This window comes from Flavobacterium procerum, from assembly GCF_042431625.1.
Taxonomy (GTDB): domain Bacteria; phylum Bacteroidota; class Bacteroidia; order Flavobacteriales; family Flavobacteriaceae; genus Flavobacterium; species Flavobacterium procerum.
Map to the genome: position 1 here is coordinate 1 of NZ_JBHLYW010000032.1, position 21,935 is coordinate 21,935.

The window sequence follows — 21,935 nt, forward strand, 5'->3', positions numbered from 1 at the left end:
GGCTTCAGCGCAAGCGATGTTCCCGTCAGCTTCAGACTCATGCGATGCCGATGTGACAAACATCACCAAAACAAGCGGACAATTTATGGCTACTGCGGGCTGCGGAAATGCTGGAACCTATACCAACACTTGGACTGTGAAGGACCACTGTGGCAATACCTCCGACATTTTCACTCAGGTAATCACGATTCAGGATACTGCTGCACCGATTTGGACGACTCAGGCTGGTTCTCTAAACGTCACTTTAGAATGCAGTGATAATGCTGGTTTAGCTTCAGCGCAGACGATGATTCCGACTGCTTCAGACTCCTGCGATGCCGACGTTTCCAACATCATCAAAACAAGCGGACAGTTCATCGCTTTCAAAGGATGCGCCAATTCCGGAACCTACACCAACACTTGGACAGTAAAAGACGACTGCGACAATATTTCTGATGTTTTCACTCAGGTAATCACGATACAGGATACTGCTGCACCGACTTGGACGACTCAGGCCGGCTCTCTAAACGTTACTTTAGAATGCAGTGACGCTTCCGGACTTGCCAATGCTCAGGCGATGTTCCCGACTGCTTCAGACTCATGCGATGCCGATGTTTCCAATATCACCAAAACAAGCGGACAGTTCATGGCTTCAGAGGGATGCGCCAATTCCGGAACCTACACCAACACTTGGACCGTGAAGGATGACTGTGGCAATACCTCCGATATTTTCACTCAGGTAATCACGATTCAGGATACTGCTGCACCTACTTGGACGACTCAATCTGGTTCTCTAAACGTTACTTTAGAATGCAATGATGCTTCTGGTTTAGCTTCAGCGCAGACGATGATTCCGACTGCTTCAGACTCCTGTGATGCCGACGTTTCCAACATCATCAAAACAAGCGGACAGTTCATCGATTTCGAAGGATGCGCCAATTCTGGAACCTACACCAACACTTGGACTGTGAAAGACGACTGTGGCAATATTTCTGATGTTTTCACTCAGATAATCACGATTCAGGACACTGCTGCACCGACTTGGACGACTCAATCTGGTTCTCTAAACGTTACTTTAGAATGCAATGATGCTTCTGATTTAGCTTCAGCGCAGACGATGATTCCGACTGCTTCGGACTCATGCGATGCTGATGTTTCCAACATCACAAAAACAAGCGGACAGTTCATCGCTTTCGAAGGATGCGCCAATTCTGGAACCTATACCAACACTTGGACCGTAAAAGACGACTGCGGCAATATTTCTGATGTTTTCACTCAGGTAATCACGATTCAGGATACTGCTGCGCCGACTTGGACGACTGCTGCAAATGCATTGAATTTAACTTTGGAATGTAGCGACGCTTCCGGTTTGGCTTCAGCGCAAGCGATGTTCCCGACTGCTTCAGACTCATGCGATGCCGATATTTCCAATATCACCAAAACAAGCGGACAGTTCATGGCTTCAGAGGGATGCGCCAATTCCGGAACCTACACCAACACTTGGACCGTGAAGGATGACTGTGGCAATACCTCCGACATTTTCACTCAGGTAATCACGATTCAGGATACTGCTGCACCGACTTGGACGACTCAGGCTGGCTCATTAAATGTCGTTTTGGAATGCAGCGACGCAACTGGATTGGCAACAGCATTTGCTCAATCACCAAACGCAACTGATGTTTGCAGTTCTAACATTATTTATACTAAATCAAATGGTGCATTTAAAGTCTCTGAATCTTGTTCTAATTCTGGAACATACACCAATACATGGATTGCAAAAGACAATTGCGGCAACGTCTCTGATATTTTCATTCAAGTGATTACTATCCAAGATACAAAAGCGCCCGTTTTTACTGGTAATCTTCCTGTAAATATTACAGTTTCCTGCGATGCTGTGCCTGCACCAACAGAAATGACAGCCTCAGACAGTTGCAACAAAAACTTACCCATTGTCTTTACAGAAACAAAGACGCTTAGTGAAAATGGATGTATTTCTAATTATACGTTGACTCGCAATTGGAAAACAAGTGACTGTAGTGGAAATACAGCTTCTTATACTCAGATTATAACCGTTCGAGATACAACACCTCCAACAGGCACTGCTCCCGCAAATGTAACTGGCTTAAGAAATAGATCTGAAATTCCAGCTCCAAATCCGCAGATTATTACTGATGCTAAAGACAATTGCAGTCCAAATGTAGCTATCACTATTACCGATAGTAGTAATGAAGGAACTGGATGTGCAGGAAACACTTACATTCTCACAAGAAGCTACACTTTATCTGACTGTGCAGGAAACAAAACCGTATTGGTTCAGACCTTCAGTGTTGAAAGTGTTACCAATATAACAAGTGAGGCATGTACGGATGATTCAACTTTGATAAATCTTTCTACTCTTCTTCCTGGCGGAACCCTTACTACAGGAGTATGGGCAGATACAAGCGGTTCTAATGCTTTACAAGGAAATATATTAAATCCGTTTGGTTTGGCTTTAGGAAACTACACTTTTGAATATCAAATAACCGACGAAAACTGCACCAAAAAAATCGTCTTAAATATGCTTATAAATGACGATTGCAAAGTCTTAGCCTGTGGAAATATTATTGTCCACAATGCTTTCTCTCCAAATGGTGACGGAATAAATGATGTATTCGAAATCGACAACATTAATGAGTTGACCTGTTATCCCGGAAATACGGTAGAAATTTATAATCGCTGGGGAATTTTAGTTTTTGAAACTACCAATTATAACAATTCGACCAACGCCTTTGACGGCAATTCTAGAGGACGAACAACAGTAAAACAATCTGAAGGACTGCCTACAGGAACCTACTTCTACATCCTAAACTTCCAATCTGTAGATGGAAATAATGTCATTCACAACAATAAAAAAGATGGGTTTTTATATCTGTCCAGATAAAGTAAAAAAGTAATGCATTATAAAACCGCCTCAATTTATAATGCATTACATACTAATCAATAACAACATCTATTATGAGAACAAAATTATTTTTTTTCGTCATTATGTTCGTTAGCTTAAGTGGTAACGCACAACAAGATGCACAGTATACTCAGTATATGTACAACACCATCAATATAAATCCAGCTTATGCAGGATCAAGAGGAGCATTAAGCATTTTTGGGCTCTATAGAACGCAATGGGTAGGTCTTGACGGCGCGCCTAAAACTTCTACGGTATCGGTTAACTCTCCCATCAACAATAGTAATCTCGGAGTAGGGCTTTCTATTGTTAATGATAAAATTGGTCCCACAAACGAAACCAATATAGCGGCAGATATTTCATATACGATTCAGACTTCAGCAGACTATAAATTGTCATTTGGTATTAAAGGAACGGCCAATTTATTCAATTTAGACATCAACAAACTGAATCCAGCGAATCAGAATGACCCACAGTTTCAGGATTTCAATAACAAATTCTCGCCTAATGTTGGAGCCGGAATTTATTACCATTCAGATAAAGCTTATATCGGTTTATCTGTTCCCAATTTTATTGAAACCAACAAATACAATGATAATGACATTGCTATCTACAAAAGCAAAATGAACTACTACTTAATGGGAGGTTATGTATTTAATCTGGACCAATACGAATACTACAAATTCAAACCTGCCATATTAGCCAAAATGGTGGAAGGTGCGCCTCTACAGGTAGATATATCAGCCAATTTCATGCTTATTGATAAAATAGTTTTAGGAATTGCCTACAGATGGAGCGCCTCTATGAGTGCAATGGCAGGTTTTCAAATTACAGACGGGCTGTATATAGGTTATGGATACGATCGTGAAACAACGAACCTGCAAAACTACAATTCGGGTTCTCATGAAATTTTCCTTCGTTATGAATTCTTCAAAAACACTGGTAAAATGACCACTCCACGTTTCTTCTAAAAACTAAGTATCATGAAAAATTTTACACTTCTTTTAATCACTTTTAATCTTTTCTTCTGCTATTCACAGGAAAAAAAGATGAATTCTGGAGATAAAAAATTTGATGGTTACGCCTATATAGACGCCATTAAAACCTATGAAAGAGTCGCCAACAAAGGTTACAAATCGGAAAGTCTGTTCAAAAAACTCGGTGACTCCTATTATTTCAACTCAGAATTTGAAAATGCAGCAAAGTGGTATGGTGAACTGTTTGCCATGAATCCTACTCCAGAAGCTGAATATTATTACCGATATGCGCAATCCTTAAAATCAATTGGACAAGTTGATAAAGCTAATAAAATTTTGGAAGAATTTAACGCTAAAAACAAAAACGACTCCAGAGGAATTCTCTATAAAAACGACAAAAATTATCTTGATCAGATTAAAGCCAATTCGGGAAGATACAAAATTGAAGATGCAGGAATTAATTCTAAATATTCCGACTACGGGAGTTTTGTGTACGACAACAAAATCTATTTTGCATCAGCAAGAGATACTGGTAATTTCAGTAAAAGAAAACATAAATGGACAGGAGAATATTTCACTAATATTTACAATGCCAATCTAGATGAAAACGGTGCGTCCTCCAAAGTAAATAAAATAAAAACGGAACTCAATAGCCGGTTTCACGAAGCATCTCCTGTTTTTACAAAAGACGGAAAAACAGTCTATTTTACCAGAAACAACTTTATTGATGGAACAAAAGGAAAAGATGCTAATCAGATTACACTCGTAAAAATCTATAAAGCAACATTGGAAAATGGCAAATGGACTCATATTTCACCTCTTCCTTTTACCAGCAACAATTACAGCACAGCCCACCCAGCACTGAGTCCAGATGAAAAAACAATGTATTTTGCATCAGATATGCCAGGTTCAGTCGGACAATCTGATATTTATAGAGTAAGTATAAATGGTGATCATTTTGGATCGCCTCAAAATTTGGGAAAGGTAATTAATACGGAAGGAAAAGAGACTTTTCCGTATGTAACAAATGAAAATGAAATCTATTTTTCATCAGATGGTCATCCTGGACTTGGAGGTTTGGACGTTTTTGTGGGGCAGATTGACAACAATGGCACTATTAGCGATATTCAAAATCTGGGAAACGATATCAACTCTCCCCAGGATGATTTTGCCTACATTATTAATCCCGTAAGTAGAAAAGGATATTTCAGTTCTAATAAAGACGGCGGCTTTGGTTCGGATGACATTTACAGTTTTTTGGAAACCCGAAGATTAAAATGCCTGCAAGAATTAGAAGGCATAATTACAGATGCTGAAACAGGCGAAACGCTTCCTGATTCAAAAGTTACGTTGTATGAAAACATGGAAATGAAAAACTCGATAATGACGGATTCCCAAGGAAAGTACAATTTTTCGGTTGAATGTGGCAAAACCTATTATGTGAGAGCTGAAAAACCAGAATATTCAACAAAAGAAGTGAGTATTACCATTCCGAAAACAACTGGAAAGACAAATTTGACAATCGCACTTGAAAGGTCAATCTGTAAAGTTGCTGTTGGAGATGATTTAGGAAAATGCTTCGGAATCAAAATGATTTATTTTGATTTAGATAAATCGAATATCAGAACTGAAGCCGCAATAGATCTTGAGAAAATATTGGTAGTCTTAAATGATTATCCACAAATGAAACTCGATATTCGTTCGCACACAGACAGCAGAGCTAGTAAACAATACAACGAATCTTTGTCAGACAGACGTGCAAAATCTACTGTAGAATGGTTGATAAAAAATGGCGTAGACAAAAGTCGTTTAACCGGAAAAGGATATGGTGAAACACAACTAGTTAATGGCTGTTCAGATGGCGTAAACTGTACTGAAGAAGAACATCAGGCAAATAGAAGAAGTGAATTTATTATTACAAAACTGTAAATAGCTTGCTTTTCAAAAAATATCGTTCGCAAAGTTTCGCGAGACTTTGCGAACTTCTATAATGCAAAAAGTCGTCGCAACTCAAAGAATTGCAACGACCTCTAAAAAACCAACCTGTTCAATTTATCGTTTATATTTTTGCAAATATATTTGTGTAATATTTTTTACCCGAACTATCGGTAGTAACCGCCAATCCAAAGTGTGTATAATCTCCTTCGATATTTGCCTTATGTCCTGGACTTTCAAGCCATGCTTTTACCGCAGCTTCTGGAGTTTTATAATTGTAAGCAACATTTTCGCCTACTTTTTTAGCTCCTAAGACTTCTTGAATATTTGTCGACCTTTCTGTAAAACCATTGTGATTAATCCCATTATTATTAGCAATCATATGTTCATTATGCTCTTCACATTTGTTAGAAATATGATTGATAGCCTCTAAAGCTTTTAAACCAATACTTTTTCGGTATTCGTTTATCAATCTCATCGTTTCAAGTTCGGTATCGTTATAGTTATAATTGGTAATAAGCGTTTCAGGACCCGGTGTATTTACGCTCGCTTCGACAGTGTCGGCAGAACATGAGTTCATTGCGAAGAGAATCGCAATGAACAACATGGCTCGCATTATCTTTTTCATAATCAATAGCATTTTTTGCGGTTTAAAGTAAATGTTGGGGCAAATCCTTTAAATTTATTTTTAATAATTTTTTTCTCTTTATTTCTGAGTCAAACATATTTATTTTACCGTTAAACAGCAAAAATAATCGATGAAATGCATCTTTTTTATATTTTACAAAGTAAAAATCCTACGTAAAAATACTTTTACGAAGACAACCTTTCTATCTTCCAAGAAAAATCTGACTGGCTTGTATAACGAATCCTATCATGAAGCCTGTTTGGCCTTCCTTGCCAAAATTCGACCTGCAACGGAGTTACTAGATAACCACCCCAATTTTCAGGTCTAAGAATCGGTTTTTCGCTGTATTCAGTTTCTAATTCTTTAAGTTTTTCTTCTAAAAAAACGCGTGATGGAATTACTTCGCTTTGGTTCGAAACAATCGCACCAAGCTTGCTTCCGTCTGGTCTTGAGTCAAAATAATTATCTGAAATAATTTCTGAAGTTTTTTGCGCAATGCCTTTTATAATTACCTGACGTTCCATTTCCTGCCAGAAAAAAGACAGACAAACATTTGGATTAGCTTCTATCGCTTTTCCTTTTTCAGAATTATAATTGGTGTAAAAGATGAATCCTTCCTCAGAAAATTTCTTCAATAAAACCACACGTGATTTCGGAAAACCATCCAAACCAATGGTTGAAACAGTCATTGCATTCACTTCTCCACTTCCTTCAAAATCCTCAACTTCGTGAAACCATCGATTAAAAAGATTAATCGGATCTTCCGGAATATTCGCTTCGAGCAATTCGCTCTTTTCGTAAGATCTTCTGTAATTGCTTAAATCATTCATAATTTTTATTTTTTTGTTTCAAGTTTCAGGTTTCAAGTTATCCAAAAACTTAGTATCTCAGTATCTTAGAATCTTAGCAACTTTAAAAGTCAAAACTCAATCCATCATCTGCTAAAAGCACATTTGGAAACACTTCTTCCGCTTCTTTTTTAAAACGCTCTAAGCCATCATATCGTGTAGAATAATGTCCTAATATCAATTGTTTTACATTGGCTTTTAAAGCAATTGTCGCGGCTTCTTTTGCTGTTGAATGCAATGTTTTTTCTGCCAATTTTGCTTCTGATTCCAAGAAAGTCGATTCATGATACAAAATATCTGCATTCTGAATAATCGGAATTACAGCCTCATTGTAAACGGTATCCGAACAGAAAGCATAACTTTTTGGAGCAATTGGATCGAAAGTCAATTTTTCATTTTCGATTATTGTTCCGTCATCAAGCGTAATATCGCTTCCGTTTTTAATTTTTTGATAATAAGCAACGTGAATATCGTATTGCTGAACAGCTTCAACATTTAATTTTCTTTCGTCTGGTTTTTCTTCAAAAAGAAAACCGTTTGTGTAAACGCGGTGCTTTAGCGGAATTGTTCTTACTATTACCTTTTTGTCTTCAAAAATAACTTCACTTTCGTTGGACTCTAATTCATGAAAAAACAATTTATAAGTCGTCCATGATTCTGTAAGCTTCAATTGCAAGAGAATCAATTCTTTTATTCCTTTTGGTCCGTAAACATTTAAATCTGTTGTTCTTCCTAAAAGAGAGAAAGTCGAAATTGTTCCTATTAGACCATAAAGATGATCACCATGAAGATGTGAAATAAAAACATGATTGATTTTAGAAAACTTGATTTTGTTTTTGCGAAGCTGAACCTGAGTTCCTTCTCCACAATCAATTAAAAACAATCGATTTTTAATTTCTAAAACCTGCGAAGTCGGGTTGGTAAGTGTTCTGGGAGTTGCGGCATAACAGCCGAGTATGGTTAATTTCATTATTAATTTTAGATTTTAGATTGCAGATTTTAGATTCATAAAACATTTTAAAAGTAACATTAAAAAAATCTAAAATCTAAAACCAGAAATCTACAATTAAAAACCGAGGTCTCTCTCTATTTCTTCCATTTCGATAATATCATGCGCTTCCAAAAGTGAAGGGACAACGACTAATTTATCTGAAATAGCATTAAAATCAAGATCAGTTGCAACAATTACAAAAGATTTTTTTGCTTTTTTATGAAGCTTTGAAAGCGGCAAAAAAGCTTTCAAATCAGTTTCTGTCAATTCAGAATCTGAAGACAAATCGATTATAACATTTTGTTTTTCAAAGGTTTTAAACTGTTGCGTTACTTTCTCCACAAAGCCGTTGTAATCGCCCTGTGTGTCTTTTATCGTTACGGTATGTCCTTTTTGATCTACTTTCATTTTATAAATTTATGGAGCTTATATTTTATGTAAATTTAATAAGTTTTTTTGTGGTTTCAAGTTTCAGGTTTCAGGTTTGTTAATTAAGATGGCAAAACTTGAAACCTGAAACTTGAAACCAACAAACTACTGTATCTTAGACGCCAATAAATAAATAACCGCCATTCTAATTGCAACACCATTCTCAACCTGATTTAAGATTACCGAATGATCAGAATCCGCTACTTCTGAAGTAATTTCAACTCCTCTATTGATTGGTCCTGGGTGCATGATTACGATTTCTTTGTTAAGCGAATCCAAAAGCGGTTTATCGACTCCATATTGTTGTGCATATTCTCTTGTCGAAGGGAAGAAATTCACATCCATACGCTCGTTTTGTACACGAAGCATATTCGCAACATCACACCATTCTAAAGCTTTGCGCAAATTCGGCTCAACTGTTACACCAAGCGATTCGATATATCTCGGAATCAACGTTTTTGGCCCGCATACTTTTACTTCTGCACCTTGCATTTGCAAAGCGTATATATTGGATAAGGCAACTCTCGAATGCAGAATATCTCCTACAATAACCACTTTTTTTCCGGCGACATCGCCTAGTTTTTCTCTAATTGAATAACTGTCTAACAAAGCCTGAGTCGGGTGTTCGTGTGCACCATCACCTGCATTTACGATACTCGCTTTGACGTTTTTAGATAAAAAATAAGCCGCTCCGGGATTAGAGTGGCGCATTACAACCATATCTACTTTCATCGAAAGGATATTGTTTACAGTATCAATCAAAGTTTCTCCTTTTTTAACCGATGACTGAGCTGCAGAAAAACTGATTACATCAGCAGATAAACGTTTCTGCGCTAATTCAAAAGAGAGTTTGGTTCTTGTACTGTTTTCGAAGAAAATATTGGCAATAGTAATATCTCGTAATGAAGGAACTTTTTTAATTGGTCTGTTAATGACTTCTTTAAAATGATCTGCCGTTTCAAAAATCAGGTTAATATCATTTTCGTTGATATATTTTATTCCTAATAAATGATTTACGCTTAATTCTTTCATTTTTGTTTCTTTAATATTATTTGTCAAATTCTGAATAACGAAATATTCGTATTCAATGCTTTTTAGAGAAGCAACTCTATTGAATCATTCTGTCGACGACTTCGCCGTAATCTTGCAAATCTCTTCCGTCTTCATCATAAACCTGCTGCCATCTGAAATTCGGAATTTCAATTTTTCTTTTAGCTGACCCGTCCCAGTTGAGTTCAAATCCGTTATTTCTTAGAACTTCTGCCACTTTATTTCCGACTTTTAAAGTAGTTTCTTCATCTGAATTATCTACTTTTTGAAAAGCGATATACAAACTCGGATGATCCGGAATTATGGCTCTGGCCAAATCTTGTTCGTGATAAAAGCAGTAACCGTCAGATACGACTCCGTTTTCCTGAAGTTCTCTTTCAACCTCCACCACTTCGTATTCGCCGTCGCTTGTAGTATATCCGGCATTGTGAAGCGCAATGATGTTCCGATCACATAAATCATCAAACGCTTTTATTAGCTTTTCAGTATCTGTCGGGCTGTTCCAATTTTTACTTTCTTCAAGCAAATTTTGGTATTCTTGATCGATTTTTTCAAAAGCCCAAGCTTCTGAGATTTCATCTTCAAATTCGTTGTCTTCAATTTCTTCTATGATGTTTTCTTTAATATCATCAATAGAAAGAAATCCCATTCTTACCTGATTAAAAATTGACTCATAAATAAACTCTTCGTTCTCTGTCATGACTGTTTTTTCAATTTTTAATGTTTAACATATTAATTGGTAACCAAATGAACTACATCTTCGCCGTCGTTTTCTTTCCAGCTTACAATAACTTTTTCGCCATTAATAGCATCTACCTGACGACCGCGGTAATCAGGCTGAATTGGCAAATGACGACTGAAACGTCTGTCGATTAAAACCAACAATTCGATTTCTGAAGGTCTTCCGAAAGATTGAACAGCGGTCAACGCCGAGCGAATGCTGCGACCTGTAAACAATACGTCATCTATAAAAATGACTTTTTTGTTTTCGACGATAAAATTAATTTGAGTTTTATTGGCTTCAAGCGGTTTTTCGGTTCTACGGAAATCATCTCTAAAAAAAGTGATATCCAGATAACCCAGTGAAATCTCGGGAGTTTTGTATTCGTTTTCTAAAAGTTGCTTTAAACGTTCAGCCAAAAAAACACCTCTCGGCTGAATACCGATTAAAATAGTATCTGAAAAATCAAGATGTTTTTCGATTAACTGACAAGCCAAACGGTGAAGTATGATAGTAACTTCTTTTGAATTAAGTAATACTTTCTGGCTCATAATTAATTGTAATGATTGGTCGCGCAAATATACGGAATCTGATTTTAAACTTTAATCTTATTTTTTCCATAATTAAAAATATAATCTTAATTTCTATAGGACTTTTTACTTTTAAATCATATTTTCGCTCAAATCTTCTAAACCAAAATTATAGGAAAGAAGCTCTTGTAAATCTATTTATTTTTTATAAATTATAATTTTGTATAAGCATGTTAGGAAAATTAGGTTCAAAGTTGAAATCAATTGATAGGGTTAAAATTTTCGGCTTTATAATTTTAATAATCGGATTATCACTTGTTTTTCTCCATAAATACCCAAAAGATTGGCCTTGCAATATTCTTATTAATAATTTTTACGCAAATTTTAGTGCTGAATTTATAAGTATTGCAATAACTATCCTACTTATTGATTACTTATATGAGGTTAAAGAAAAGAAAAATCTAAAATCTCGATTAATTAGAGAATTAGGAAGTGAGGAAAATGGACTTACAAAAAGAGCTTTAAAGGAATTAAAAGAATATGGTTGGTTAGAAAATGGAACATTAGTAAATGCTGATTTAAAAAAAGCTAATTTAACAGACCTTGATTTAAGTGGAATAAATCTAGAAGGTGCTGATTTAAGCTTTGCCGATTTAAGCAAATCTAACTTAACCAATGCAAATTTAAAAAATTGCATTCTATTTGAAACTAAATTTCTAAACTCAACTCTCGAAAATTGCAAAATGGACAATGCTAAAGCCCATAAAGCAATTTTTTATGAAGCCACATTACATAAAGCAACAGGAATAAACGTAGATTTTCTTGAAGCAAAAATGGGATTAGTAGTTCTAACCAATGCAACATTAGAAAATTGCAAATTTGACGGTGCTAATTTCGAATTAACCAATTTATCAAAATCGAAATTTGTAAATTGTGAATTATCACAAGTAAATTTCGAGTCTTCTAATGTAAAAGATGCCGTATTTGAAAGATGTAATCTATTAGATATTAAAAATTGGCAAAATATGGTCAACAAAACGGATGCAAGCTTTTTGTCACCGAGAAATGCTCCAGCTGGATTCAATTAAACCAATACCTTAAATTTTTAATCTTATGCTACAATATGTAATTTCAGAGATAATTGATACAATTTCAGGTAAGTTCTTAAATGAAATGTCTAAAATTGAATTATCTCGTTCATTAAAAATATATTTAAACAATACATATGAAAAATTTCGTCTTACAAAAAATTTGTTATTTAGAAATGAACCAATAGATTTTTATTCAAATTACATTCCCCTAACACTAACGGGTAAAAATGACTACATCAGAGTTAAATCGCCTGTAGATATATTTGAAAAAATAAATAAAATAGCCATAATTGGCAACGCTGGAAGTGGCAAAACAACTCTTTTAAAGCATCTAACTTTGGGAGCAATAGAGTCTGACAATTTAATTCCAGTTTTCGTAGAGTTAAGATTATTTACCAGTCAAAATTATGATTTTCATGATTATGTCACCTCACTAATATCTCAAGACTTAAAAAATGAATTAAAAATACTTTTCAAAGCGGGAAAATTTTTATTTCTATTTGATGGATTTGATGAAATAAATTTTTCAGAAGGACAGAAATCAATTAGCCAAATACAAGATTTCATTACGCAATATAACTTTAATAAATTTGTAATAACTTCTAGACCTGGTACAAATATCGAAAGCTTGAATGAATTTCACATATATGAAATTGCAGAATTGAATGAGCATGATATATATATTTATGTACAAAATCTAAAATTACCAAACTCTAAAAAAGAATTATTTTATGATTCAATAGAAAGTGATACATATTTGCACAAATACTTAACATCACCGCTGTTTTTAGCAATCTACATAGATTATATTCTAAATCATACAGACAGAAATATCCCTAAGAAAAAATCAATATTCTTTAGAAACATAATTGACACTCTGTTTTCAAAACATGATTCGGTAAGTAAATTAGGTTTTGTAAGAACAAAATTATCAGGTTTAAATAAAGATCAGCTTGAATATATTTCAACTTTATTAGCTTTTAGAGGTTTACTACTTTCTACTAGTGCATTTTCAAAAGATTTACTTATTAAAGAATTAGAATTAATAAAACGTAGTCAAAAATTTGATTTTGAAAACGACAGGCTAATCTATGATTTGACAATCTCTGTAAATATTCTTGTTGTTATAAATGACTTTTATATTTTTCCTCACATTCTCGTACTTGAATACTTAGCTTCTCTATTTATTTCTAGATTACCTTTAGACCAGAAAAGAACATTTTATCGAAAGGTAGTAAGTGAAAATAAATTTTATTTAAGTTTAACATTGCTAAATTTTCTTTTTGAATTAGATGAGCAAATATTAATGAGAGAATACATCATTCCTAAAATCGGGAAAGATATATTTGAATATTCTGACAAACACGAAGACAAAATTTTAAGTGAGTTCATAAAAGATCTATTTGGCTATTCCGAAATATCATATAATTTTGTTAATGATTTAAAGAAAATATATAAAGCAGACTTTGACAATGATATTGATGAGCTTTTTTTAACTTAATATTTATACAATTCAACAATCAAAGGATAATCCTAAAACATTTCCAAAAAATTCTATAACACAATTTCGTGACTTCTGCTATAATTTTAATTATGAATTTTAAACATCAAAGTCATGCAAAATATAATACTAAGATTGTTAATGGTATTTGTAATACTGTTTTCATTTACAAGCTGTGAAGTTATTGGAGACATTTTTAAAGCCGGAATGGGAGTAGGAATTTTCATTGTAATTTTTATCATTGCGATTATTATCTGGATTTTTGCTAAGTTTTTCAGAAAATAAAAAACATAAAAAATCCCAAATTCTATTAATTGGAATTTGGGATTTTTTTATGGATGTACAACTTTGTCAAAGTTTAAGCTTTGACAAAGTTGTTAGGTCAAAGATTGGAATTTGGAATTTCCAACATTGTAATTTTATAGATTATACATTTTCTTTCTTTGCTCCTGAATCTTTTCGTCATCAAGATATTCGTCAAATGTCATGTAACGATCAATTACTCCGTTTGGTGTCAACTCTACGATTCTGTTACCAACAGTTTGTGCAAATTCGTGGTCATGCGTTGTAAAAATTACAGAACCTTTAAAGTTTTTCAATGAGTTGTTGAAAGCCGTAATCGACTCCAAATCTAAGTGGTTTGTCGGTTCATCCAACATTAAAACGTTAGCGCGTTCCATCATCATTCTAGACAACATACAACGTACTTTTTCTCCTCCAGATAAAACTCTAGACGTTTTAAGAGCTTCTTCTCCTGAGAAAATCATTTTTCCTAAGAAACCTCTAATAAATACCTCATCACGCTCTTCTTCTGTTTTAGCATATTGACGTAACCAGTCAACTAAACTCAAATCGTTTTCGAAATATTTGTGGTTTTCAGCTGGCAAATAGGCTTGATTGGTTGTAATTCCCCAATCAAAAGTTCCTGAATCTGCTTTTTGTTCTCCGTTTAAGATTTCGTAGAAAGCAGTTGTAGCACGTGAATCTTTAGAGAAAAGAACGATTTTATCGCCTTTTGCCATATTCAGGTTAATATCTTTAAAAAGAACTTCACCATCTACAGAAGCAGATAAGTTTTCTACATTCAAAATCTGATCTCCAGCTTCACGATCCTGATCGAAGATAATTGCAGGATAACGACGACTAGAAGGTTTGATTTCAGAGATATTCAATTTCGAAATCATTTTTTTACGAGAAGTCGCTTGTTTCGATTTCGCCACGTTTGCACTAAAACGACGAATAAATTCTTCCAACTCTTGTTTCTTCTCTTCTGCTTTTTTGTTTTGCTGTGCACGCTGTTTTGCGGCTAATTGGCTAGACTCGTACCAGAACGTATAGTTTCCTGAATAGTGATTGATTTTTCCGAAATCAATATCAGAAATATGTGTACAAACCGCATCTAAAAAGTGACGGTCGTGAGATACAACGATTACAGTATTTTCGTAGTTTGCCAAGAAGTTTTCTAACCAAGCGATTGTCTCGAAATCCAAATCGTTGGTAGGCTCATCCATAATCAATACATCAGGATTTCCGAAAAGCGCCTGTGCCAAAAGCACACGAACTTTCATTTTCCCTTCCATATCAGCCATTAAAGTATAATGATCTGCTTCTGTGATTCCTAAGTTAGACAACATTGCTGCAGCATCAGAATCGGCGTTCCATCCGTTCATTTCTTCAAACTGAACTTGTAGTTCCCCTATTCGGTCTGCATTGGCATCATTATAATCTAGATAAAGCTCATCCATTTCTTTTTTAACAGCATACAGAACTTTATTTCCCATTAAAACGGTTTCCAAAACGGTATGTTCGTCGAACATGTTGTGGTTCTGGTTTAAAACCGACATACGTTTTCCCGGCTCTAAATGAATATGCCCAGAAGTTGGGTCCATATCACCTGAGATGATTTTAAGGAAAGTAGATTTTCCCGCACCATTAGCCCCAATAACGCCGTAAATATTCCCATGAGTGAAAGTTGTATTTACTTCATCAAATAAAACTCTTTTACCAAATTGAACTGATAAATTATTGACTGTTAACATGAATGTCTTTTTAATTAATTTGGTGCAAAAGTACGGAAAAAGGTTCAGAGTTGCAAAGATGCAAAGGGACTAAGTTTTTTTGCTGCTGCTGAGAGGTTCTCGCAAAGAAGCAAAGACGCGAAGAAATAACTTTACAGAAAAAAACCATATAAGTAATATAAGTTCATTTAAACTAAGTCTTAAATTTTCTTATATTACTTATATGGTAAAAAAACTTTGCGTCTTCGCTTCTTCGAGATTCAACTACAATTTACTTTCTTTCGCTAAAGCAATTTCCAAACTTTCAAAATTAGGAAGCACTTTCAAAATCATTCCTTCTTTGTTAATGATAAAATGTGTTGGAAAAGAATTCAATTGCAACGCATCATTCATATATTCTTTCATGTTTGGAATAACAGAATATGCCAAAGGTTTTCTAGCTAAAAACGTTTTCAATTGTTCCGGAGAATCTTCGGCTAAACTCATGAAAACAATGTCTTTTCTGTCTTTGTAATCTTCGACTAATTTGTTGACTTGCGGGAATTCTCTAATACATGGCGTACAATGAATGTACCAGCATTTTATTACAATGATTTTTCCTTTCATGAATTCATTGGTAACTAAATTTCCGTCTAAATCTTGAAATGAAAATTTAGGAAAAGCAGTTCCTTCCATCTTAAAGTTTTTATAAGCATCAAAACCCATTTGATTGATTGTTGCTTTTATACTACTATCAGTTTTAGGTTGAATTTTAAATAACTTGTAAACGTAAATATTCGCATCTGATTTCAATCGAACTGGAATGAAATTTCCGTTTGCTAATTGATCTAAAAAAGTTTCTTTTGAGACTTCTTTTGATGCAACATCCAGCGCTGTAAAATCTCTCGAAAGCATGATTTTTTTATTCTGATAAACCGACCATTGCTCGTAAGTTTTCTGAATTTGAATGGGATCTACTTCTGGATTTCCGAATTTGTTTTGAGCTGTATTTATTGTAAAAATGAAAAGTGATGTAATTAAAGTGATCAATTTCTGCATGAATTCTATATTTGGTTTCAAAAATAATCAAAAATTGAATTAAAGTCTCGCACTGCCTTTATTGCTTTTTTTAATAAAAAAACCTGGCAACAAAAATTGCCAGGTTCATAATGCTTTATTTGAGGCAAAAACCAAATAACAAATTACCTCAACTCACAGCATTTAAGAAATAAAAATTAGGTTAAAAAATAAATAACCAAACTCAATTTTAACCGTCCCAATTTTCTTATTTCTAAATTTTCAATCATTTCATTTTAATTTAAAAAATTCATCACTTTAAGTGACTTTTTGTGACCTGATTTGTCTGTTACTATCACTACAAAAATCTGTTTACTAGCAAAACTTGGGCTATTAAGCAGTACTTCTTTATTATTTTGAATGTTTCTATGACTTGTAACTACTTGTCCTATTGTATTGAATACATCAACCTGAGTAATGTCTTCTGCATCATTAGATACCGATAAGGTATTGTTTCTAAAATAGGCAACCGTTTTATTACTTTCAGCCGAAATGTCATCTAGAATCAATGTTTTTGCTGTAGCTTGTGATGCAAAATAAGCGGCGTAAGCTTTAGACAATTCAGATGAATTACCACAAGAGGAAGCATCCCAGTTTACAGACCAAGTCATTAAACCTCTTAAAGAAGGATATGGTCCGCCTGGCTGCATAGTGTAGGTTCTTCCAGAAAAAGTGGTTCCGTTTCTTAAATAATCCATAGCACTAATTCCTTCTGCTGGCGTTAAATAACCGCTTCCTGCTGCACTTGGACAAGCTGGCAATGCAATCAAAACTTTTGAAGCTGGCAAACCATCAAAACGCATTCCTGTAGAAGCAATGTTATAGCCTTTTATCACCATATCGGTTAAGGCTGTAACCATGTTTGCTTTCTTAGCCGTACCGTAATACTGGCCATCTAATCCGTTTTCTCCTCCTGTATTATACAATTGTACCGCTAACAAATCCAGTTCATTACGCAAGTTTTGAATGATTGGCAGGAACGAACCAAAAGTATCTGTATAAGTAGAATATCCTCCTTGTACATATTGTGTTTCTGGAGCTGCAGTTAATAAAAATCCAGGGCCATAATACGCTTTTAATTCTTTGAAAGCATCTACTACGTTTTTCAATCTTGGATAAGCAGAAATACCCGCATAAGAAATATCTCTTAAGCCTCCTGCGCTAAAATTCATCGATCCACCTTCAAAATCAATATCAACTCCATCAAATTGATATTCATCAATAATGGCTTTTATACCATTCACAAAAATATTTTTCTGAGTTACATTTTCTAAAACAACATGTCCGTTTTGACCTCCGATAGAAACAATAACAGGAACGCCGCTATCTCTTAAGGCTTTTATATCATTTTTCAATAATTGTTTATTGAAAACACCATTGGTTAAATACCTAGTATCGTTTGTAGTTAATACTGGTGTGTAACCGTCACGATTAACGGTTTCTATGAAGGAATAATCGACAACGTTAAACTTGCTTCCTACCATTTGAGAAAAATATAAAAACGGAGCTGAAGCATTTTCCCAAGAATGGGCATATCCTAAAATAATTTTAGAAGGAAGCGGGATAAATCTATTAGTGCCTACAGTAGCAATTTTAATGGTATTGTTTAATGTAGTTACACCAGATTTATTATCGGTTGCTCTTATTACAATTGGATAATCCTGATAAGCAACTGGTGTAAAATTATACGTATAGGTGTTATTTGCTCCTCCTGTCATGTTAAATGTACCTCCATTTATGGTAATAGTAACACCTGAAACGGATCCGTCACTATCAACAGCTGTAACTGAAATTGGCACGGCTTGGAAAGAACTTTGGTACACAGTCGTATTTGATGGTGAATTCCAAGTAATTACAGGTAATGTATTGGGACAGTTTGCACCTGAACAATTTAAGGTAAAACTATAGGTTTTAGATTCTGTTGTTCCGTTTGATGCAGTAGCCGTAACGGTTAACGTATGAGAAGCTGAAAACTGATTTGCCGCTGGTGTCCAACTTGCTGTATAAGTTCCCGAAGAATTGGTAGCAGTCAAATTTTGTCCATCTAAACTAAATACAACCGATGAAATTGTAGTAGCATCAGCAGCACTTAACCCAACACTTGCAACAAAATTAATTCCCGACCCTAAATTTATAGCAATCGCCGAAGCTGTTGGTGCTGTAATCGCTACCACTGGCTTAGTTGCAACGACCGCTTGTCTATTAAAATTGTAAATCGTTGGAGTTGTCGGAACGGCAAAATTGGTTAAGTTGTTTGGATAATAAGTCACTTCACCATTTTCCCATGAATTCAACTTTAAACTTAAAATTTGCGTATAACCTGCTACAACCGAATTATCAAAAGCATAATTTCCTGATGCATCTGTAGTTGCTAAAACACTTTTCCAGTTATGCGTATTATCTGTCCAAGGCAACACAATTTCTACTTTTGCGCCAGCAACAGGAGTTGTTCCGTTTTTAACTGTTCCGCTAATTAAGTTTGTGGCCGCAGCTAATGCAGCTTTTGCTGTAGAACTTGTATTAAAATTGTAAACAGTTGGAGTTGCCGGAATAGCAAAGTTTGTCAAATTGTTTGGATAATAAGCCACTTCTCCATTTTCCCATGAGTTTAGTTTTAAACTTAAAGCTTGTGTATAACCGTCTATAACAGAATTGTCAAAACTGTATTTTCCTTGTGCATCTGTCGTTGCAAGAACACTTTTCCAGTTGTGTGTATTATCTGTCCAAGGTAAAACCAATTCTACTTTTGCACCAGCAACAGGAGTGGTTCCATTCTTTACGGTTCCGCTAATTTTACTTGAAGTTGTTACAACATTTTGTGTAAAGTTCAATGTTTTATTAGCATTCAAATTGGAATAAACTGTTGAAGCCGGAGCAAATGTTTGTCCTGTTAAAGCTGCTGTTACCGTATAATTTCCGCCAGAAGCCAATGTAAGAGAATAAACTCCGCTTGCATTGGTAACTGCTGTAAAATTCCCTGCTGCAGAAGATGCAGTAACCGTTACGCCAGAAACTGGAATTGTTCCGTTTAGCACTGTTCCGCTTACAGTGTAGTTTACAACTGCGGCTCCTTGAGTGAAGTTCAACGTTTTATTGCCATCAATTGCATTGTAAACCGTTGAAGCTGGTGTGTACGAAAATCCAGATTTTGCAGCCATAACTGTAAAGTTCAATCCTGCTGTTAAACCTGCAATGCTATAAACTCCACTTGCATTTGAAACTGCTGTTAAAGTTGTGCTTCCTGAAACTGCCGAAACGGTTACTCCAGAAACAGGAGTTGTTCCGTCAAGAACTGTTCCGCTTACGGTGTAAATTGGCTGTGTTCCGTTAATCAAAACTGCGGTTTGATTTGTCGTAACATTCGTTAATGTTACTGGAACAAATGTATAGCTCGCTTTTAACGCTGTAAGCGAATAGTTTTGTCCTGAAGTTAAATTATTGAATGCAAAATTTCCATTAGCAGAAACTACTGTCTGAATAACTACATTGGCAGCATTACGCAACTCTACTGTAACATCAGTAACTAAAGATGATCCGTTTTTTACAGAGCCTGCAATGCTTACTGTTCCCGGAACAACACTTCCGAAAGAAGCATCAACTTGGTTCAATAACGAATTCGGAATGGCGCCTCTAGTATCTTGAGATAATTCCCAAATCATACCTCCTGCTAAGTTTCTTGATTTAATGTATTGTACCTTTAAATCTATTGATTGTTTATCTTCATAAGAAATAAACTGTTTTAAAGTAGCATTATACAAATAAGGAACTTTTGTTGTGTTGTCAAAATAACGAACCCATCCTGCCGAAGCTGCAGATGGCGTTACCATCATGGTATTGGGGTCCAAATAAGCATGTGAGTTTGTTACTGGATTTCCGACTAAATCGCAGATTTCGATACTTCCAGATTTTTCACAAGCTCCAGAACCATCCCATGTTCCTGTTGGGTTTTGCGGATTTGTACATCCCGGAACTATATATCTTGGCGCTGCAACGAATAAACCATTTGTCGAATTTGTGGCAACGTTATCGAATTTTTTTCCGTAAAAAGGCAGTCCCATGATTAATTTATTTGCAGGAAAACCAATTACGTTTAAATATTGATTTGTTAATTCGTCTAACGATTCTGATTGAGTTGCTCCATACAGCGGATCGTTGGTGTTTCCGCTCGCATATAATGGTGCATTGTAACAGGTTTTATCATACCAATTTCCTCCGAAATCATATCCGAAATAAGTAATATAATCACAGTAAGTCGAAATATCTTCGGTCATGCCGTATTGCGATCTGTTGTTTGGTCCTAAATATTGTTTAGAAACATTTCTAACATTGTTTCCCGCAGCAATCGTAACCAATTTGTTTGGCATGGCCTGACGCATGGCTTTTAATAAGTAAACCAAATTTTTGTTGTCATCAGGACTGTATTTTTGCGGAGGAACAGGCGAACCGTTTACTATTTCTGTACCATCAGTTCCGCCCGAAAGAGGATATTCCCAATCGATATCAAAACCATCAATAAAAGGATATGTCGCAATGAAGTTTGCCATATCTGCTGCTAAAGCTGCTCTCGCTACTGGACTTGCAGCAATTGGAGAAAGATCTTGTCCTTTTGTCCAGCCTCCAACAGAAATTAAAATTTTCAAATGAGGATACTTTTCTTTTAATTTCATTAAATCATAAAAGTTACCCTTTACTGGAGCATCCCACGGAATACCTCCTTCCATATGCTCAAAATCGGCATAAGTATCTAAACATTTTAACTTTGTATTCTCTGGATGGGCAGGATCATAAGTTGTCCCATAAAAAGAATAATTTAAATGCGTAATTTTACTTCCATCAATTTTCGGAACATTAAAATCCCGGGCATAAATAGACCATTGCGCATAATACCCCACTACTTTCTTCCCGTGAGCTGATTGAGCCAACGCTAGTAAGGGAAACAATAACAAAAAAAGCAATCTGTAATAATGTTTCATAGTTAATAAATATTAGTTAATAGAAAATAAATAATTGGGCCACAGAAATCTAAAATCTTCTGGGTTTCGTTCAACTGCAGATTGGAGCCCCGCGGTCGACCGGAAATAAACTCAAATTACATTCTATAGATAAATATTACTATTACTGATTCATGCATAATCATTAGCAAATAGTAGTGATTGATATTTATTTATAATTTTCAAAAAAAATTAATGTCAAATACAAATGATAAATTTGGGACTACTCATCAATCTATACTCTTTTTT

The 21,935-nt window shown here is 35.0% G+C and carries 16 protein-coding genes; 6 read left to right on the forward strand and 10 right to left on the reverse strand.

Features of this window, described 5'->3' with window-relative positions:
- The 3 genes from ACFFLS_RS24210 to ACFFLS_RS24220 form a co-directional block, all read left to right on the forward strand.
- Positions 1–2,899: T9SS type B sorting domain-containing protein (locus ACFFLS_RS24210; protein WP_379689704.1), on the forward strand; the 2,899-nt coding region annotated here is incomplete at its 5' end.
- A 74-nt stretch (positions 2,900–2,973) separates the two neighbouring features.
- Positions 2,974–3,891, forward strand: a complete 918-nt coding sequence (locus ACFFLS_RS24215; RefSeq protein ID WP_379682533.1) for a PorP/SprF family type IX secretion system membrane protein — start codon at positions 2,974–2,976, stop codon at positions 3,889–3,891.
- 12 nt (positions 3,892–3,903) lie between these two features.
- Positions 3,904–5,826, forward strand: a complete 1,923-nt coding sequence (locus tag ACFFLS_RS24220) for an OmpA family protein (RefSeq protein WP_379682534.1) — start codon at positions 3,904–3,906, stop codon at positions 5,824–5,826.
- Between the two features lie 130 nt (positions 5,827–5,956).
- Here ACFFLS_RS24220 and ACFFLS_RS24225 read toward each other — a convergent pair whose 3' ends face one another.
- The 7 genes from ACFFLS_RS24225 to pyrR form a co-directional block, all read right to left on the reverse strand.
- Positions 5,957–6,460, reverse strand: a complete 504-nt coding sequence (locus ACFFLS_RS24225) for a CAP domain-containing protein (protein ID WP_379682535.1) — start codon at positions 6,458–6,460, stop codon at positions 5,957–5,959.
- A gap of 185 nt (positions 6,461–6,645) precedes the next feature.
- Entirely contained in the window at positions 6,646–7,290 is a 645-nt protein-coding gene (gene pdxH, locus ACFFLS_RS24230; RefSeq protein ID WP_379682536.1) for a pyridoxamine 5'-phosphate oxidase, read from the reverse strand.
- Positions 7,291–7,372: 82 nt separating this feature from the next.
- Positions 7,373–8,278 carry a ribonuclease Z gene (locus ACFFLS_RS24235; protein ID WP_379682537.1) on the reverse strand — a complete coding sequence of 302 codons (906 nt, stop codon included), beginning with the start codon at positions 8,276–8,278 and terminating at the stop codon, positions 7,373–7,375.
- A gap of 96 nt (positions 8,279–8,374) precedes the next feature.
- On the reverse strand, positions 8,375–8,707 hold the full coding sequence (locus tag ACFFLS_RS24240; RefSeq protein ID WP_379682538.1) for a ribonuclease Z: 333 nt from the start codon (positions 8,705–8,707) through the stop codon (positions 8,375–8,377).
- Between the two features lie 126 nt (positions 8,708–8,833).
- Positions 8,834–9,760 (reverse strand): aspartate carbamoyltransferase catalytic subunit, encoded by a 927-nt coding sequence (locus tag ACFFLS_RS24245; RefSeq protein ID WP_065449375.1) that lies wholly within the window; start codon positions 9,758–9,760, stop codon positions 8,834–8,836.
- A 76-nt stretch (positions 9,761–9,836) separates the two neighbouring features.
- The gene (locus ACFFLS_RS24250) at positions 9,837–10,478 is read right to left on the reverse strand and encodes a DUF6891 domain-containing protein (protein WP_379682539.1); all 642 of its coding nucleotides are present in this window, start codon (positions 10,476–10,478) and stop codon (positions 9,837–9,839) included.
- 32 nt (positions 10,479–10,510) lie between these two features.
- A complete protein-coding gene (gene pyrR / locus ACFFLS_RS24255; protein WP_135221786.1) occupies positions 10,511–11,050 on the reverse strand; it encodes a bifunctional pyr operon transcriptional regulator/uracil phosphoribosyltransferase PyrR in 540 nt (179 codons plus the stop codon).
- A gap of 209 nt (positions 11,051–11,259) precedes the next feature.
- Here pyrR and ACFFLS_RS24260 point away from each other — a divergent pair, with 209 nt between their 5' ends.
- The 3 genes from ACFFLS_RS24260 to ACFFLS_RS24270 all read left to right on the forward strand — a co-directional run bounded on the left by ACFFLS_RS24260 (position 11,260) and on the right by ACFFLS_RS24270 (position 13,906).
- The gene (locus ACFFLS_RS24260) at positions 11,260–12,117 is read left to right on the forward strand and encodes a pentapeptide repeat-containing protein (RefSeq protein ID WP_379682540.1); all 858 of its coding nucleotides are present in this window, start codon (positions 11,260–11,262) and stop codon (positions 12,115–12,117) included.
- Between the two features lie 25 nt (positions 12,118–12,142).
- The gene (locus tag ACFFLS_RS24265; RefSeq protein WP_379682541.1) at positions 12,143–13,621 is read left to right on the forward strand and encodes an NACHT domain-containing protein; all 1,479 of its coding nucleotides are present in this window, start codon (positions 12,143–12,145) and stop codon (positions 13,619–13,621) included.
- Between the two features lie 114 nt (positions 13,622–13,735).
- Positions 13,736–13,906 (forward strand): hypothetical protein, encoded by a 171-nt coding sequence (locus ACFFLS_RS24270; RefSeq protein WP_379682542.1) that lies wholly within the window; start codon positions 13,736–13,738, stop codon positions 13,904–13,906.
- A gap of 134 nt (positions 13,907–14,040) precedes the next feature.
- On the opposite strand, the gene ACFFLS_RS24275 is transcribed toward ACFFLS_RS24270, so the two are convergent.
- The 3 genes from ACFFLS_RS24275 to chiA all read right to left on the reverse strand — a co-directional run bounded on the left by ACFFLS_RS24275 (position 14,041) and on the right by chiA (position 21,668).
- The gene (locus ACFFLS_RS24275; protein WP_379682543.1) at positions 14,041–15,660 is read right to left on the reverse strand and encodes an ABC-F family ATP-binding cassette domain-containing protein; all 1,620 of its coding nucleotides are present in this window, start codon (positions 15,658–15,660) and stop codon (positions 14,041–14,043) included.
- Between the two features lie 243 nt (positions 15,661–15,903).
- The gene (locus ACFFLS_RS24280; protein ID WP_379682544.1) at positions 15,904–16,677 is read right to left on the reverse strand and encodes a TlpA family protein disulfide reductase; all 774 of its coding nucleotides are present in this window, start codon (positions 16,675–16,677) and stop codon (positions 15,904–15,906) included.
- Positions 16,678–16,931: 254 nt separating this feature from the next.
- Positions 16,932–21,668 (reverse strand): T9SS-translocated chitinase ChiA, encoded by a 4,737-nt coding sequence (chiA, locus tag ACFFLS_RS24285; RefSeq protein WP_379682545.1) that lies wholly within the window; start codon positions 21,666–21,668, stop codon positions 16,932–16,934.
- Positions 21,669–21,935 lie beyond the last annotated feature (267 nt).

Excerpts from the sequence above, each read along its gene's own strand:
- ACFFLS_RS24215 (WP_379682533.1), top strand. The coding sequence starts at position 2,974 with ATGAGAACAAAATTATTTTTTTTCGTCATTATGTTCGTTAGCTTAAGT.
- ACFFLS_RS24220 (WP_379682534.1), top strand. The coding sequence starts at position 3,904 with ATGAAAAATTTTACACTTCTTTTAATCACTTTTAATCTTTTCTTCTGC.
- ACFFLS_RS24225 (WP_379682535.1), bottom strand. The coding sequence starts at position 6,460 with ATGAAAAAGATAATGCGAGCCATGTTGTTCATTGCGATTCTCTTCGCA.
- pdxH (WP_379682536.1), bottom strand. The coding sequence starts at position 7,290 with ATGAATGATTTAAGCAATTACAGAAGATCTTACGAAAAGAGCGAATTG.
- ACFFLS_RS24235 (WP_379682537.1), bottom strand. The coding sequence starts at position 8,278 with ATGAAATTAACCATACTCGGCTGTTATGCCGCAACTCCCAGAACACTT.
- ACFFLS_RS24240 (WP_379682538.1), bottom strand. The coding sequence starts at position 8,707 with ATGAAAGTAGATCAAAAAGGACATACCGTAACGATAAAAGACACACAG.
- ACFFLS_RS24245 (WP_065449375.1), bottom strand. The coding sequence starts at position 9,760 with ATGAAAGAATTAAGCGTAAATCATTTATTAGGAATAAAATATATCAAC.
- ACFFLS_RS24250 (WP_379682539.1), bottom strand. The coding sequence starts at position 10,478 with ATGACAGAGAACGAAGAGTTTATTTATGAGTCAATTTTTAATCAGGTA.
- pyrR (WP_135221786.1), bottom strand. The coding sequence starts at position 11,050 with ATGAGCCAGAAAGTATTACTTAATTCAAAAGAAGTTACTATCATACTT.
- ACFFLS_RS24260 (WP_379682540.1), top strand. The coding sequence starts at position 11,260 with ATGTTAGGAAAATTAGGTTCAAAGTTGAAATCAATTGATAGGGTTAAA.
- ACFFLS_RS24265 (WP_379682541.1), top strand. The coding sequence starts at position 12,143 with ATGCTACAATATGTAATTTCAGAGATAATTGATACAATTTCAGGTAAG.
- ACFFLS_RS24270 (WP_379682542.1), top strand. The coding sequence starts at position 13,736 with ATGCAAAATATAATACTAAGATTGTTAATGGTATTTGTAATACTGTTT.
- ACFFLS_RS24275 (WP_379682543.1), bottom strand. The coding sequence starts at position 15,660 with ATGTTAACAGTCAATAATTTATCAGTTCAATTTGGTAAAAGAGTTTTA.
- ACFFLS_RS24280 (WP_379682544.1), bottom strand. The coding sequence starts at position 16,677 with ATGCAGAAATTGATCACTTTAATTACATCACTTTTCATTTTTACAATA.
- chiA (WP_379682545.1), bottom strand. The coding sequence starts at position 21,668 with ATGAAACATTATTACAGATTGCTTTTTTTGTTATTGTTTCCCTTACTA.